Origin of the sequence: Rhodococcus sp. UNC363MFTsu5.1, assembly GCF_000686785.1 — a bacterium.
Taxonomy (GTDB): domain Bacteria; phylum Actinomycetota; class Actinomycetes; order Mycobacteriales; family Mycobacteriaceae; genus Rhodococcus_G; species Rhodococcus_G maanshanensis.
In genome coordinates this window covers 20,469-34,260 of the sequence record NZ_JMLO01000033.1, presented here as the reverse complement: position 1 = coordinate 34,260, position 13,792 = coordinate 20,469, and the positions used below count along the sequence as shown (strand labels likewise).

The window sequence follows — 13,792 nt, the reverse complement described above, 5'->3', positions numbered from 1 at the left end:
CTCACACTCCCGTCTTGTTGTCGGCGGCCTGCGCCGCCGCCTTCTCTTCAGCCTGACGGGCCAGGTTCTCGTCGACCTCACGCTGCCAGGCCTCCACGGCCTTGGTGGTGTCGATCTCGAACTCGAAGCGCTGCGTCATCTTGTCCTCGACGTCGGCGACATCGACATAGAACTGCTCGTACCAGCGGCGCAGCTGGTAGACGGGACCGTCCTCCTCGCAGAGCAGCGGGTTGTCGATCTTGCTCTTGCTCTTCCAGATCGCGACGTCCTGCTCGAAGCCCATCGTCACGCCCTCGGTGAACTTGCGCGAGAGCTTGTCGGTGGTGGCTTCGTCCAGGCCCTGGGGCTTCTGCACGCTCACGCCGTACATCAGCACGAACGAGTCCTGCGTGACCGGGTAGTGGCAGTTGATCAGGATGCTCTCTGCCTTGTACCCGCTGTAGTCGTTGTGCAGCCAGTTGATCATGTACGACGGGCCGAAGTACGACGCCTCCGAGTCCAGCACGGACTCGCCGTACTGGGTGCCCATGCTCTGCACGTCCGGTCGGCCGTGGTTCTGCAGGTACTGGGTGGCGACGTGGCCCTCGAAGACGTTCTTGAAGTACTTCGGGAACCCGAAGTGGACGTAGAAGAAGTGCGCCATGTCCACCACGTTGTCGACGATCTCGCGGCAGTTCGAGCCCTCGACGAGGATCCGGTTCCAGCGCCAGTCGGTCCACTCGTCGGTGAACACCTCGGGCAGGCGCGGGATCGTCACGTCATCCGGCGGCGGGTTGCCCTCCGGGTCGTTCCAGATGAACAGCTGCTTGTTCTCCTGCAGCGTGATCCACTTGCGGGTGCGCGCCAACGGCGGGACGCGGCGGGCGTAGGGGATGCCCGTGCACTTGCCGTTACCGCCCCAGCGCCAGTCGTGGAACGGGCAGGCGACGGAATCGCCCTTGATGCTGCCCTGGCTCAGGTCGCCGCCCATGTGCCGGCAGTACGCGTCGAGCACCTGCAGCTTGTTCTGGCTGTCGGCAAAGACGACGAGCTTGGTACCGAACGCTTCGACCGCGTGCGGCTTGCCGTCCAGGAACTCGCTCTCCAGGCCGATGCAATGCCACCCTCGGGCGAATCGCGTCGGGTTGGCACCCACGTCGATCTCGCGAATGCCCTTGCCGGATGCGCCGCTTGTCTGCGTCATCTCTGCCCCTCACATCCCTTCGTTCTTGTACTAGAACACGTTATAGAACTTGTGCCAGTTTTGCTAGATATTCGGGCTAGTAGTCGCAGTCAGGGACTTTCGTCCCAGTGGAACCCATTCTGCTCGACACGAATGGGAACGTGTTCTAGTCTCAGGTGAAAGTGAAGCACCGAGACGCACGACACATGAGGGAGTGACCAGTGGGTGAGCACGACAGCCGCGCGGTGATCGAGAAGCTGAACGAGCTTCTGCCGACCCTGCGCGAGCGCGCACAGGAGACCGAGGATCTGCGGCGCATTCCCGACGACTCGATCAAGGCGCTCCAGGAGGCCGGCTTCTTCCGCCTCCTCCAGCCCGCGCAGTGGGGTGGCTTCGAGGCCGATCCCGTCACCTTCTACACCGCCGTCCGCAACATCGCGAGCGCGTGTGGATCCACCGGTTGGGTCTCCGGCATCATCGGCGTCCACAACTGGCACCTCGCGCTGTTCGACCAGCAGGCGCAGGAGGACGTGTGGGGCCAGGACACCGACGTGCGGATCTCCTCGTCGTACGCGCCGATGGGTGCGGGCGAGGTCGTGGACGGCGGCTACAAGGTCAACGGCGCCTGGGCCTGGTCCTCGGGCTGTGACCACGCCAGCTGGGTCGTCGTCGGCGGACCGGTGATCAAGGACGGCCGCCCGGTCGACTTCGGCAGCTTCCTGATCCCGCGCGAGGACTACGAGATCGACGACGTGTGGAACGTGGTCGGACTGCGTGGCACCGGCAGCAACACCATCGTCGTCAAGGACGTGTTCGTGCCGCGGCACCGCTTCCTCAGCTTCAAGGCGATGAGCGATCTCACCGCCCCCGGCCTCGCGCAGAACACCGCGCCGGTCTACAAGATGCCGTGGGGCACCATCCACCCCACCACCATCTCCACCCCGATCGTCGGCATGGCCTACGGCGCCTACGACGCCCACGTCGAGCACCAGGGCAAGCGGGTGCGCGCCGCGTACGCCGGTGAGAAGGCCAAGGACGACCCGTTCGCCAAGGTCCGGATCGCGGCGGCCTCCAGCGACATCGATGCCGCCTGGCGCCAGCTCTCCGGCAACGTCGCCGACGAGTACGCGCTGCTGCTGGCCGGCGAGGAGGTGCCGATCGAGCTGCGCCTGCGGGCCCGCCGCGACCAGGTGCGCGCCACTGGCCGCGCGATCGCGTCGATCGACCTGCTCTTCGAGAACTCCGGTGCGACGGCTCTCGCGAACGGCACCCCGATCCAGCGCTTCTGGCGCGACGCGCACGCCGGACGGGTGCACGCCGCCAACGACGCCGAGCGCGCCTACGTGATGTTCGGTGGCGCCGAGTTCGGCCTGCCGCTCACGGACACGATGGTCTAGGGGGCACCGTGACGACGACAGAACAGGCCGAGATCACCTACGAGTCGACCTCGAAGTTCGCCCAGGTCCGTCCGGACCTCAAGCTGCACTACCACGAGGCGGGCGTCGGCAACGGCCCGACGATCGTGCTGCTGCACGGCGGCGGACCCGGCGCTTCCTCCTGGTCGAACTTCTCCAAGAACATCCCCGTGCTGGCCCAGAAGTTCCACGTGCTCGCGGTGGACCAGCCGGGCTACGGGCTCTCGGACAAGCCGACCGAGCACCCGCAGTACTTCGTGCACAGCTCGTCCGCGCTCAAGGACCTGCTCGACACCCTCGAGATCACCGAGCGGGTGCACCTGCTGGGCAACTCGCTCGGCGGCGGCGCGGCCGTGCGCTTTGCGCTCGACTTCCCGGACCGCGCGGGCCGGCTGGTGCTGATGGGCCCCGGCGGGCTGAGCGTCAACCTGTTCGCGCCGGACCCGACCGAGGGCGTCAAGAACCTCGGCAAGTTCAGCTTCCAGCCGACGAAGGAAAACCTCGAGGCCTTCCTTCGGATCATGGTGTTCGACCAGTCGCTCATCACCCCCGAGCTGGTCGAGGAGCGGTTCGCCGCGGCGAGCACCCCGGAGTCGCTCGCGGCCGCGAAGGCGATGGGCAAGTCCTTCGCCAGCTCCGACTTCGAGAAGGGCATGCTCTGGCGCGACGCGCACAAGCTGCGCCAGCGCGTGCTGCTGATCTGGGGCCGCGAGGATCGGGTGAACCCCATCGACGGCGCCCTGGTGGCGACGAAGATGATCCCGCGCGTGCAGCTGCACGTGTTCGGTGGCTGCGGCCACTGGGCGCAGCTCGAGAAGTTCGACGAGTTCAACCGTCTGGCAAGTGATTTCCTTCTCGACGGAGGCAACTGATGGGTATTCGTTCGCTCGCGTACATGCGCATCGAGGCCACCGACATGGCGGCCTGGCGTGAGTACGGACTGAAGGTCCTCGGCATGATCGAGGGCAAGGGCACCAATCCCGACGCCCTCTACCTCCGCATGGACGACTTCCCGGCCCGCCTGGTGATCGTGCCGGGTGAGCGCGACCGCCTGATGGTCTCTGGTTGGGAGACGGCCAATGCGGCCGAGCTGCAGGAGATCCGGGACAGCCTGGCCGAGGCCGGCGTGCCGTTCAAGGAGGGCACCGCCGACCAGATCGCGGACCGTCGGGTCGCGGAGCTGATCGTCTTCGAGGACACCTCGGGCAACACGCTCGAGGTCTTCCACGGCGCGGCGCTCGAGCACCGCCGGATCGTGAGCCCGTACGGGCACAAGTTCGTCACCGGCGAGCAGGGTCTGGGGCACGTCGTGCTCACCACGGACGACGACCAGGCCTCGTTGCGGTTCTACCGTGACGTGCTCGGGTTCAAGCTGCGCGACTCGATGCGACTGCCTCCGCAGATGGTCGGGCGGCCCGCAGACGGCGATCCGGCCTGGCTCCGGTTCCTCGGCTGCAACCCGCGCCACCACAGCCTGGCGTTCCTGCCGCTGCCGAACCCGACCGGCATCGTGCACCTGATGGTCGAGGTGGAGAACTCCGACGACGTCGGACTCTGCCTGGATCGCGCGCAGCGCAAGAAGGTCAAGATGTCGGCCAGCCTCGGCAGGCACGTCAACGACCTGATGCTCTCGTTCTACATGAAGACGCCGGGCGGCTTTGACATCGAATTCGGTTGCGAGGGGCTCGAAGTCGAGGATGAAAGCTGGATTGCTCGGGAAAGCACCGCGGTGAGCCTGTGGGGTCACGATTTCACGGTGGGAATGAAGTAGTGACGGCGCCTCAGGAGTCGACGACTGGCGCGGAGATCGATCCGCGTCAGTTCCGTACCGTGCTCGGCCAGTTCTGCACCGGCGTCACGATCATCACCACGGTCGACGACGGCGAGCCGGTCGGCTTCGCGTGCCAGTCGTTCGCGGCGCTGTCGCTGGATCCGCCGTTGGTGCTGTTCTGCCCGACCAAGGCGTCGCGGTCCTGGGCGGCGATCGAGCGCAGTGGCAAGTTCTGCGTCAACGTGCTCGCGGAGGAGCAGCAGTCGGTGTGCGCCCGGTTCGGTTCTCGGGAACCGGACAAGTTCGCCGGAATCGGATGGGAGGCATCGCCTCTCGGATCTCCGATCATCGACAAGTCGCTGGCACACATCGACTGCACGGTGGAGACCGTGCACGACGGTGGTGACCACTTCGTGGTGTTCGGTCGGGTGCACTCGATGAGTGAGATCAAGACCGAGCGTCCACTGCTGTTCTACCGTGGGCAGTACACCGGTATCGAGCCCGACAAGACGGTCCCCGCGCCCTGGCGCGACGACCTCGAGGCGTTCCTCACCGCGACCACCGAGGACACCTGGCTGTAGGGCACAACTGAAAACGACTGAAGGGCACCTCTGAGGGGAGGTGCCCTTCAGTCGTTTTCGGGTTCGGCCGCGCCGCGAGCGTCGACCGGCTCAGACCTGACTTCGTGCGCGGTTCGGCTCCGGTGAATCCGGTGAGTTCGCCGGAATCAGATGGGAGCCTTCACCACTCGGGTCTGTGAATGCCGTTGCTGTTCTATCGTGGACAGCGCACAGCCATCCGGCAGGCGAAGTGGCGGGACGACCGCGAGGCGTTCGGTGACGGAGACCACCGAGGACACCTGGCCGTAGGGGTTCTCACGGCAGAGAGGCGGAACGCGGTGCACGTGTCCCGTGGACGACGACAGGCGTTGGTATGGGGCGCGATGGGTGCGCTCGCCCTTCCCCTGATTCTCGTCGGACCCGCCGCTGCCGATCCGGCCGCAACGGGTGCGACGCATGTCGGGGTCGTGGAGGCACGGTCATGTGCCAACCTGGGTGTCACGATCCCGCTCGACCCGGGGCAGGCCGAGAGGGCGCGGGCGATGCTCCCGGCCGGATTCACCCTCGCCGCGATGCCCACGATGCTCGTGGAGACCTCGACCTGCGCGGGTGCGGACGTGAACGGAACCGAGATCGGCCGATTCCACCTGTCCGAAGCCGCGCTGTCGGTCGAGCCGCCGCGGCCGATCGCGTCGCCGCGCCTGGGTGAGACCGTCGCCGAGAACATCTACATGATCTCGCAGTTGGACACGAACGAGTTGCTGTCCGAATTCAAGTCGAGGCTCGGCTATCGCAGCGAGCTCGTAGACATCACCCTCGACCTCGGCGCGCCCGATCAGCTCGGCAGACTCGCCTCGGCGACGGCAGGCGGTGAACTTGCGCCGACCGCGGCCACCGCACAGTTGACGCCGTCACTGCTTCCCGACGACGTGCGGGTACCGAACCCGGGAGTCGTGTACAAGTTGTGGACGCGGGATGCGCAGGGCCGCTACGTGGTCACCACGAACGCGAACATGACGATCGACCGCCCCGCGGCGGGCGTTGGGACCGTGATTGCTCCGGAGGGCACCGCGGTGCACCGGATTCTCGGCGGGGACAGCGCGACCGGCATCGCCTTCTCCGGTCGCGCGGAGCGCTTCGTCAACGACACCTTCGTCATCCCCGCGGGCTGACCGCGCAGGGTCTGCTGTCCGGCCCGCAGACGCGCTCGCCCGCCTCGGCTTCGAGGCGGGCGAGCGCGTGTCAGACGGTGAACTCCGCGGAGGTGCCGGTGAACTCGGAGATCTTGCCGTCGGGGCTCTTCTGATCGCCGAAGTGCTGGATCCGGTAGCGGCCCGACGGGGTGCCCTCGGGTACGTCCCAGGTGATCCGGGCGACCGAGGCGTTCGAACCCTCGCGGCGCCAGCGGTACTTGGTGGACCAGTCGCCGTCGTCGGCGTGGCGCACCCACCGTCCGCGGTCGAGCCGCTGGACCTCGAAGAAGGTGCCGCGGCGGTGCAGGTTGTTCTTCGGGTGCCCGGTGGAGAACTCCACGGCCACCTCGGTACCCGCCGCCGCGGTGGCGGCCGGCTGGACCAGTACGTCACCGAACTGGCGGCCGGGCATCGGCGCGTCCGCCGGGACGTCAGGCCCGAAGCTCGGTTGGAACCCGGACAGGTCGCGGGGCGCGGGTCCGCGCGGGACCTCGGCGCCGTCGCGCATGGCGATCGCGAGCTGCGCGTAGCCCTGCTGGTAGGCGGGAAGTGTGTTGCGCCCGAACAACGTCGAGCCGCCCTCGTACTGCTGGGAGTCGTACTCCTCAGGCGTGGTGCAGTAGCTCGAGTACGCGTTGGCGTAGCCCTGGAAGATCACCTTCTCGAGCGGCACGCCGAGCTCCTTGGCGACGGTCCGCCGTACCCGCAGTCCCGAGACGATGGTGAACTCCGCGGGTCCGCCGACTACGTAGAGGTCGCCGATCCGGATGATCTGGATCTTGAGGACGTGCGGTACCCACCCGTCCGGTGGGAGCAGCCCCACGGGTACGACCACGAGCTTCGGTGCCTGTGCATCGGCGAGCCACTGGGGAGTCTTGGTGTCGATTCCGCCGAGGGCGTCGATCACCGGGTTACGGGTGCCCTCCGGGAAGATGGGGATGGCGGGGCCGTCCTCGGTGCTGCCCGCGGCCATCGAAGCGCCGACGCAGGCGGGCGAGGTCTTCTGCGGCTTGCCGTCGCTGGTGTAGCGACCGTCGACGAGCTGGTTCGCCATGTCGAGGTACATGATTCGGCTGTCCACGACGGCGGAGGAAATCGTTTCGGCCGACTTGAAGGCGGCGCGGGCGGCGGCCAGCTGTCGCTCACCGATCAGCCGGGTGTTCTCGAACTCGTCGTCCGTCGGGCCCTTTCCTGGCTCGAGGTCGAGGTTCGGCGACATGTCTCCGGTGTTCGTCTGCGGGAAGGAGGCGACAAAGCTGGGCTTGCCGTCGAGATAGCGCACCCCGGCGACGTCGTGCTCCCAGAAGTACGCGGCGGCGCCCTTGTTGTCGCCGGAGATGAGCTTGTTCTCCTCGGTGAGCGAGGCCCCGTGGGTGGGGAACCAGCCGATGGCACCGACGTTGTCGTCGCCCTGGCTGACGCGAAGCACCCGCATGTGGGTGTCGATGCCGAGGGGGTAGTAGTCCTTGTCGCTCTGCGGATTCCGGTCGAACGCGACCCGTGAGCGGTTCACGCTGGCGTCGGTGAGTTCGCTCTGACCCAGTGCGACGGTGCCGGGAGCCAGGTTGTCGTGGGCCGCGCTGATCGCCTCGACAAGGCCGTCGACCTCGGCGTTGAAGACCAGCGGCTGGAAGCCGAGGGTGGCCAGGCTGTAGGCGTAGTCCTGCGAGGCGCCACCGCAGGCGGCGTGCGAGTGCACGGCCGTGAGCATGACGTTGCGCTCGGTGTAGGTGTCGCCGTACTTCTGGCTGAGCCGAACCATGACCGCGTCGTGCACGGCCTGGAAGATCATGCAGGTGTCGGCGCAGACGAAGACGACCCGCGAGTCGTCGGCGCCGGCGAAGATGTAGGCGCGCACGCGGGTGCGCTGATGGAGCCCCTCGGCGCGCTGCTCGAAACTCGAATAGCCCATCATGCCGTTCTCGGCGACGGGCCCGGTCATGTCGGACAGGCCGACGCCGACGCGGAAGCCGCCCTTGCTGGGCGCGGTTCGCGCGTGCTCGGTGGTGCGCGGTGCCGCTGCGGTGGCGCGGCCGGCGCCGAGGGCGGCGAGCGCCGGAGTGGCAGCTGCTCCCGCGAGCACGCTGCGTCGACTGATCGAGACCACTGGGATCCTTTCGGGGAATCGGGCACCGTGTTGGTCAAGTGTCCAGATGACAGCTCACACCACCGCGGCTCCATTGGCAAGAGCTTTCGCGGAGTTGTCTTCCCGGGCCGTCAGTTGGTGTCGGTCTCGGTGCGGCGAGGGTCGATTCAGATCATTCGATCGAGGTGTCGCCGAGCGCCTCGAGGACACGCCGGAGCCCGTCTGCGGTCTCGTCGACGACCTCCCGATCGACGTCGGCCAGCAGTCGCGCGTAGTTCGCGAAGTGGTCGACGATCACCGCGCGCCCCAGTTCCTGTCCGCGCTCGGTGAGTCGGATCTTGACGGTGCGCCGGTCGTCGCCGTCCCGTACGCGTTCGACCAGTCCCTTTGTCTCCATCCGGTCGGTGCGGTTGGTGATCGCGCCGGAGGTCACCATCGAGGCCTTGATGAAGGCGCCCGCCGTGAGCGCGTACGGCGGGCCCGATCGCTGCAGGGTGACGAGGACGTCGAACTCGCCCGCCTCGAGGCCGTGCTGAGCGGCGGTGGCCTTGGCCGACTTGTCCACCAGGCGCGTCAGTCGCTGGGCTCGCGCGAGCAGTTGGACAGGCCAGAACTCGTCGACCAGGTCGGGGCGCTCGGTCGCCCACTGTTCGAGGATCGCGTCCACCGCGTCGCTCATGTCGCTCCCTCCAGAATTTATCTCAACATCAAGATACTTGACGCGAAGAGAGCTGTCTGTTTTTATCTCAACGTTAAGAGAATCAAGGTTGAGTGATATCGCCACGGTCTCGTGGCGACCACCCGAAAGCGCCCGCCCTCGAACCCAGGAGCCGGTCATGGCACAGCTCACCCGCGTACTGCCCGACGAGTCCCGCACCGCTGGGCCGCACCAGATCTCAGCGCTCTGGCTTGCACTGCTGGCGAGTCCGATCGCCCTGAGCGCCAACAGTCCGGTCCTGATCCTTCCGGAGATGGCCGATTCGTTCGGGGTCTCGACGGCGACGGTGACCTGGCTCGTCACCGTCTTCGCCTGGGCGATGGCGGTCGGCACCCCGCTGATGGCCACCCTGCTCCGCCGTCGCGGACCGCGCCTGACGCTCGGGGTGGGTGGCGCCCTGATCGTGGCAGGCACCGCGCTCGTCGCGGTCGCGCCCTGGCTGCCGCTGGCGATGGCGGGCCGCGCGGCTCAGGCGGTCGGTGGCGCGGGGCTGGCGACCGTAGCGATGACCCTCGCGGGCACGGCACGCCGGATGGGGGCGATCACCGCGGGCTTCGGAATCCTCGGGGCGATGGGACCGCTGGTCGGCTCGCTGATCGCGGAGGCGGCATCCTGGCGTGCGGCACTCGCGATCTCGCTCGTCGCGCTGCTTGCTGTCCCGGCGGTGATCCGGTGCAGCCGCGACGCAGTCCCCGCCGCAACCGCGCCGTTCGATGGCCGGGGCGCCGCCCTCCTCGTGTCCGCGGTGTCCGCCCTCGTCCTCGTGCCCCGCTACCCGGCCCCTGCGGTGGTCGCCGCGATCGTGATGGGGGTCGTGCTCGCGGCCCATATCCGCAGGCGCCCAGACGGCTTCGTACCTGCCGCGTTGCTGCGCAGTCGGGTGTTCGTGGGCTCGACTCTCCTCGCGTGCGCAATCGCGACGTCGTACTTCACGCTGCTGTTCACGATCCCGCAGTTGTTGCGGGATCGGACCGAATGGTCAACGGCCGCGATCGGTGCCGGGCAACTCGTGGCCTTGCTGACCGGCTCCGCGTTATCGCTCGTGCTGGCCGCCGCGGCGGTGCGGATCGGTCGTTCCCGGGTCCTCGCCGTGCTGATCGCCGTCGCGGTGCTCGCTCCGCTCGCCGCGGCCCTGACCCCGTGGGCGCCGCTGCTCCTGGTGGCGGCAACCCTGGCGGTCTTTGCCACCACCGCCGGTCAGGCCACGCTGGCGGTCTATGCCACCGCGGCCGCGCCGGAGTCCCAGCGCCCCACCACGATCGGCCTGTTCAATCTCTGCTACCAGCTGGGTGGGGCCTTCGGTCCGGCGATCGCGGCCCTGATCGTCCTGGGCTGATCGGAGTCCGGATGTGTCGGTCGGTTGGCCCTTCACACCATCCGCGCATCCCCGAAGGTCATCCGCAGATCGGGAATCGACGAGGTGATCATGGCGCGGCGCGGGAGGCCGAGCGAGCGCAGCTCGTCGGCGATCGGATGGGTGCCGAGCGTCAGGTCCGCACCCCCGAGTCTGGAGCGGACACCGGACGGGTTCATCTCCCACTGGGTGTGCCTGGTGACGCCGTCGAGATGCGAGTAGGCCTCCACCGCTGCGCCCGCTCCCGAGCCGGGCACCGCGATGCCCGGTTCGATGCGCAGCTCGGCGATGAGCTTGCCGTCCTGACTGACCGAGGCGCGCTTGGCCGGGCTCGCGTGATCGGCGTCGAAGTCGGCAAGGATCTTGGGGAATCCCCAGATTCCGCGGCCGGCGGCCATCGTGAACTCACCGTCGACGGGCAGCCGATGGATCAGCGCGCCCGCGCCGCCCGTCGCCAACGACCTGAGGTCCGAGACCACGGAGGTCCTGCCGGTCTCGCGATGGTTCCGAACCATGAAGCAGACACCGAATTCGTTGTAGGGACCCAGGTCTCCGTCCACGTAGTCGACGAACACCAGCACGCACAGCCCGCGACCGGGGCGATACCGGAGGATCTCCAGTCCGGTGTGATCGATCAGCGCCTGAGCCGGGGCGGTCGGGACCGAGTACATGGCCATGAACGCCGTCGCATGCCGGATCTGCACCGGCATCTCGACCCGCTTGCCGAGGATCTCGTGGGAGGTGGCGCTGTGGGAGGTCACCGCGTCACCACGCCGCGCAGGCCGTCGACGCCGTAGACCTGCTCGAGCATCGAGCTGAAATCGGGCCCCCGCCGGAGCATCTGGCCGCCGTCGACGTTGATGATCTGGCCGGTGATCCAGGTGGACTCGTCGCCGAGCAGGAACCGCGCCAGTGCCGCGATGTCCTCCGGCTCGCCGATCCGGGGCAGCGGGGTGCAGGCCTTGTAATCCTCGAGCAGCGGCCCGCCCTCGGTGATCAGGGCGACCAGATCGGTGCGCGTGAGCCCGGGTCGGATGCAGTTGACCCGGACGTTGCTGGCGCCCAGTTCGTCCGCACCGAGCTGGACGAGGTGGTCGACGCCTGACTTCGAGACGCCGTACGCGCCGAACCAGCGGTGGGTGTTGCTGCTCGCGATGGAGGAGATGGCGACGAACGATCCGCCCCCGCCGCGGACCAGCTCGCGGGCGGCGTGCTTGAGCGTGAGCATCGTGCCGGTGATGTTGAGTTCCACGGTGCGGCGCCACGCGTCTACGTCGATCTGGGTCACCGGCGCGATGGTCTCGTTGCCGCCCGCGCAGGCGACCACGCCGTCGAGGCGACCGGTCACCGCGGCGGCGGCCGCGACCGCGTCGATCACCGCGTCCTCGTCGGTGACGTCGGCGGCGTGGTGGGTGATCGAGCCGTCGTGCGCGGGCGTGACCGATGCGGCGGCGTTGACCAGCTTCTCCTCGGTGCGCCCGCAGATGGTCACGTGGGCGCCGGAACCGGCCAGCAGGGAGGCGACGCCGAGTCCGATCCCGCTGCCGCCGCCCGTCACCAGGATCGACTTGCCTCGCACAGCCCCCGTGTCGTTCGCGTCCACCGCGACTCCCTCCGTTGTGCAACCTGTTCTACCACCGCCGCGGCGAATTGGATATGCAATGCCGCCCGCAGGAATACGCTCGATGGACCCGATGCGAGCAGGTTCGAAGAGCGGCTGAGCGAGGGAGCGGACGGCATGCGACCCGACATCGAACTGGTGGATGGACGGTTCTACGCGGGTGAGCTCGGCGACCCGCGGGAGGCCTATGCCTGGATGCGGGCCAATGAACCGGTCTTCCGGGACCGAGGCGGCACTGCGGGCGCCGCGAGCTATGCCGCGGTGATCGACGCCGAGCGGGACGCGGACCTGTTCTCCAACGCCGGAGGGATCCGGCCGGAGGTCGGACCCCTGCCACACATGATCGACATGGACGACCCGGAGCATCTGCACCGTCGCAAGCTGGTCAACGCCGGCTTCACCCGCAAGCGGGTCGAGGCCAAGATCGACGGCATCGGGCGCATCTGCGACGAGCTGATCGACGCGGTGATCGACAGGGGCGAGTGCGACTTCGTCCGGGATCTCGCCGCGCCGCTTCCGATGGCGGTGATCGGCGACATGCTCGGGGTGCGGCCGCAGGAGCGGGAGATGTTCCTGCGGTGGAGCGACGACCTGGTCGAGGCCCAGGGCAGCAACGCCTCCGAGGAGATGCTGTCGAAGATGATGGCGGCGTATGTGTCCTTCGTCGAGTTCACCATGCGCACGATCGAGCAGCGCCGCCGCGAACCGACCGAGGACCTGACCAGCGTGCTGGTACACGCCGAGATCGACGGCCGCCGGCTCACGGACGAGGACATCGTGGCCGAGACCCTGCTGATCCTGGTCGGCGGCGACGAGACCACCCGGCACGTGCTCAGTGGCGGCATGGAGCAGCTGATGCGCCACCCCGAGCAGCGGGACGAGCTGGTCGCGGACCGAGCCAAGATCCCGCTGGCGCTCGAGGAGATGGTGCGGTGGGCCTCGCCGGTGAAGAACATGTGCCGCACCGTGACCCGCGATGTCGAGTTCCACGGCACCCAGCTGCGCGCGGGCGAGAAGATGCTGCTGCTGTTCGAGTCCGCGAACTTCGACGAGTCGCTGTTCGAGAATCCGGCACGGTTCGACATCTCCCGGAATCCGAATCCGCACGTGGCCTTCGGTTTCGGGTCGCACTTCTGCCTTGGCAACCAACTGGCCCGACTCGAGGGCAGGCTGATGTTCGAGCGGCTGCTCGAGCGGATCCCGGCCATGGAACTGGCGACCGACCGGCCGCTACCGCGCAGGCCCGCGAACTTCGTGACCGGCCTCGAGAAGATGCCGGTCCGCTGGTAATCGGTGAGCGAACCCCGGGTCAGGAACCCGCCGCCGGGGGAGTGGCCCACATGTGTGAGAGGAACGTGAAGCTCGGGACGTCGTCGAGCGAGATGATCGACTCGTAGATCCGTTCGTACGACGTCTCCGCGATCCGCCAGCGTCCGTCGTCGTCGCGGTGGTACCGGTCGGTGTAGTAGCCGGCACCGCGGATCAGTCTGTTGGCGTCGGGCACGATCACCGTGTCCTCGAAGTTCCATGAGCCGGTCGCGTCCGATCCGTCGACCGAGATCTCCGGATGGTTGGCGATGTGCACGGTTGTGATCGCCGGACCGAGCGCGTCGCGCATGAACCCGGCGACGGCGTCACGACCCTGGAAGACGAGCGGTTCGGCGAGCGCGTGCGTGCCGTAGTGCGCGACGATGCCCTCGGCGAGGGTGTCCGCGAACTCGTCCCACCGTTTCAGGTCCAGCGCCCGGAAATACCGGTACTTGAGCTGCCGGAGGTCCTCGAGTGAGCTGAGGTCGTCGAGCGATCGGGGGGTCATTCGCGGAGCTTGTCACAGTCGATCGCGCGCGGTCCGTGATTCGGTCGATCCCGCCCGGACAGGCAGAAGGCCGGACCGGGAATCCGGGCCGGCCTT

Annotated in this window: 13 protein-coding genes; 7 read left to right on the top strand and 6 right to left on the bottom strand. The window is 67.8% G+C overall.

From position 1 onward, the window contains the following. Nucleotide 1: 1 nt before the first annotated feature. Nucleotides 2–1,183, bottom strand: a complete 1,182-nt coding sequence (locus tag BR31_RS0121925) for a 3-ketosteroid-9-alpha-monooxygenase, oxygenase component (protein ID WP_027502859.1) — start codon at nt 1,181–1,183, stop codon at nt 2–4. Nucleotides 1,184–1,383: 200 nt separating this feature from the next. On the opposite strand from BR31_RS0121925, the gene hsaA reads away from it, so the two are divergent. From hsaA to BR31_RS0121900, 5 genes are all read left to right on the top strand, one after another. Then, nucleotides 1,384–2,559, top strand: a complete 1,176-nt coding sequence (gene hsaA / locus BR31_RS0121920) for a 3-hydroxy-9,10-secoandrosta-1,3,5(10)-triene-9,17-dione monooxygenase oxygenase subunit (RefSeq protein ID WP_027502858.1) — start codon at nt 1,384–1,386, stop codon at nt 2,557–2,559. An 8-nt stretch (nt 2,560–2,567) separates the two neighbouring features. Then, a complete protein-coding gene (gene hsaD / locus BR31_RS0121915) occupies nt 2,568–3,449 on the top strand; it encodes a 4,5:9,10-diseco-3-hydroxy-5,9,17-trioxoandrosta-1(10),2-diene-4-oate hydrolase (RefSeq protein WP_027502857.1) in 882 nt (293 codons plus the stop codon). Further along, the gene (gene hsaC / locus BR31_RS0121910) at nt 3,449–4,348 is read left to right on the top strand and encodes an iron-dependent extradiol dioxygenase HsaC (protein ID WP_027502856.1); all 900 of its coding nucleotides are present in this window, start codon (nt 3,449–3,451) and stop codon (nt 4,346–4,348) included. Before hsaD ends, hsaC begins: the two co-directional genes overlap by 1 nt. Further along, nucleotides 4,348–4,929 carry a 3-hydroxy-9,10-secoandrosta-1,3,5(10)-triene-9,17-dione monooxygenase reductase subunit gene (hsaB, locus tag BR31_RS0121905; protein ID WP_027502855.1) on the top strand — a complete coding sequence of 194 codons (582 nt, stop codon included), beginning with the start codon at nt 4,348–4,350 and terminating at the stop codon, nt 4,927–4,929. Before hsaC ends, hsaB begins: the two co-directional genes overlap by 1 nt. 179 nt (nt 4,930–5,108) lie before the next feature. Then, on the top strand, nt 5,109–6,080 hold the full coding sequence (locus BR31_RS0121900) for a hypothetical protein (protein WP_197023686.1): 972 nt from the start codon (nt 5,109–5,111) through the stop codon (nt 6,078–6,080). A 70-nt stretch (nt 6,081–6,150) separates the two neighbouring features. Here the strand turns inward: BR31_RS0121900 and BR31_RS0121895 are convergent, their stop codons facing one another. Both BR31_RS0121895 and BR31_RS0121890 read right to left on the bottom strand, forming a co-directional pair. Next, entirely contained in the window at nt 6,151–8,208 is a 2,058-nt protein-coding gene (locus BR31_RS0121895) for a neutral/alkaline ceramidase (protein ID WP_037177733.1), read from the bottom strand. A gap of 151 nt (nt 8,209–8,359) precedes the next feature. Next, on the bottom strand, nt 8,360–8,866 hold the full coding sequence (locus BR31_RS0121890; protein WP_027502852.1) for a MarR family winged helix-turn-helix transcriptional regulator: 507 nt from the start codon (nt 8,864–8,866) through the stop codon (nt 8,360–8,362). Nucleotides 8,867–9,023: 157 nt separating this feature from the next. On the opposite strand from BR31_RS0121890, the gene BR31_RS0121885 reads away from it, so the two are divergent. Next, nucleotides 9,024–10,241: an MFS transporter gene (locus BR31_RS0121885; RefSeq protein ID WP_037177730.1), complete on the top strand. Its 1,218-nt coding sequence runs from the start codon at nt 9,024–9,026 to the stop codon at nt 10,239–10,241. A 32-nt stretch (nt 10,242–10,273) separates the two neighbouring features. Here the strand turns inward: BR31_RS0121885 and BR31_RS0121880 are convergent, their stop codons facing one another. Together BR31_RS0121880 and BR31_RS0121875 are read right to left on the bottom strand one after the other, a co-directional pair. Then, complete coding sequence (locus tag BR31_RS0121880; RefSeq protein WP_037177758.1) at nt 10,274–10,969, bottom strand: acetoacetate decarboxylase family protein; 696 nt, start codon at nt 10,967–10,969, stop codon at nt 10,274–10,276. Between the two features lie 47 nt (nt 10,970–11,016). Next, the gene (locus BR31_RS0121875) at nt 11,017–11,862 is read right to left on the bottom strand and encodes an SDR family oxidoreductase (RefSeq protein ID WP_037177727.1); all 846 of its coding nucleotides are present in this window, start codon (nt 11,860–11,862) and stop codon (nt 11,017–11,019) included. A gap of 135 nt (nt 11,863–11,997) precedes the next feature. Between BR31_RS0121875 and BR31_RS0121870 the strand changes: the two genes are divergently transcribed. Continuing rightward, on the top strand, nt 11,998–13,170 hold the full coding sequence (locus BR31_RS0121870; protein WP_027502848.1) for a cytochrome P450: 1,173 nt from the start codon (nt 11,998–12,000) through the stop codon (nt 13,168–13,170). Between the two features lie 19 nt (nt 13,171–13,189). On the opposite strand, the gene BR31_RS0121865 is transcribed toward BR31_RS0121870, so the two are convergent. Beyond that, nucleotides 13,190–13,696 (bottom strand): nuclear transport factor 2 family protein, encoded by a 507-nt coding sequence (locus BR31_RS0121865; protein WP_027502847.1) that lies wholly within the window; start codon nt 13,694–13,696, stop codon nt 13,190–13,192. Between the last annotated feature and the right edge of the window lie 96 nt (nt 13,697–13,792).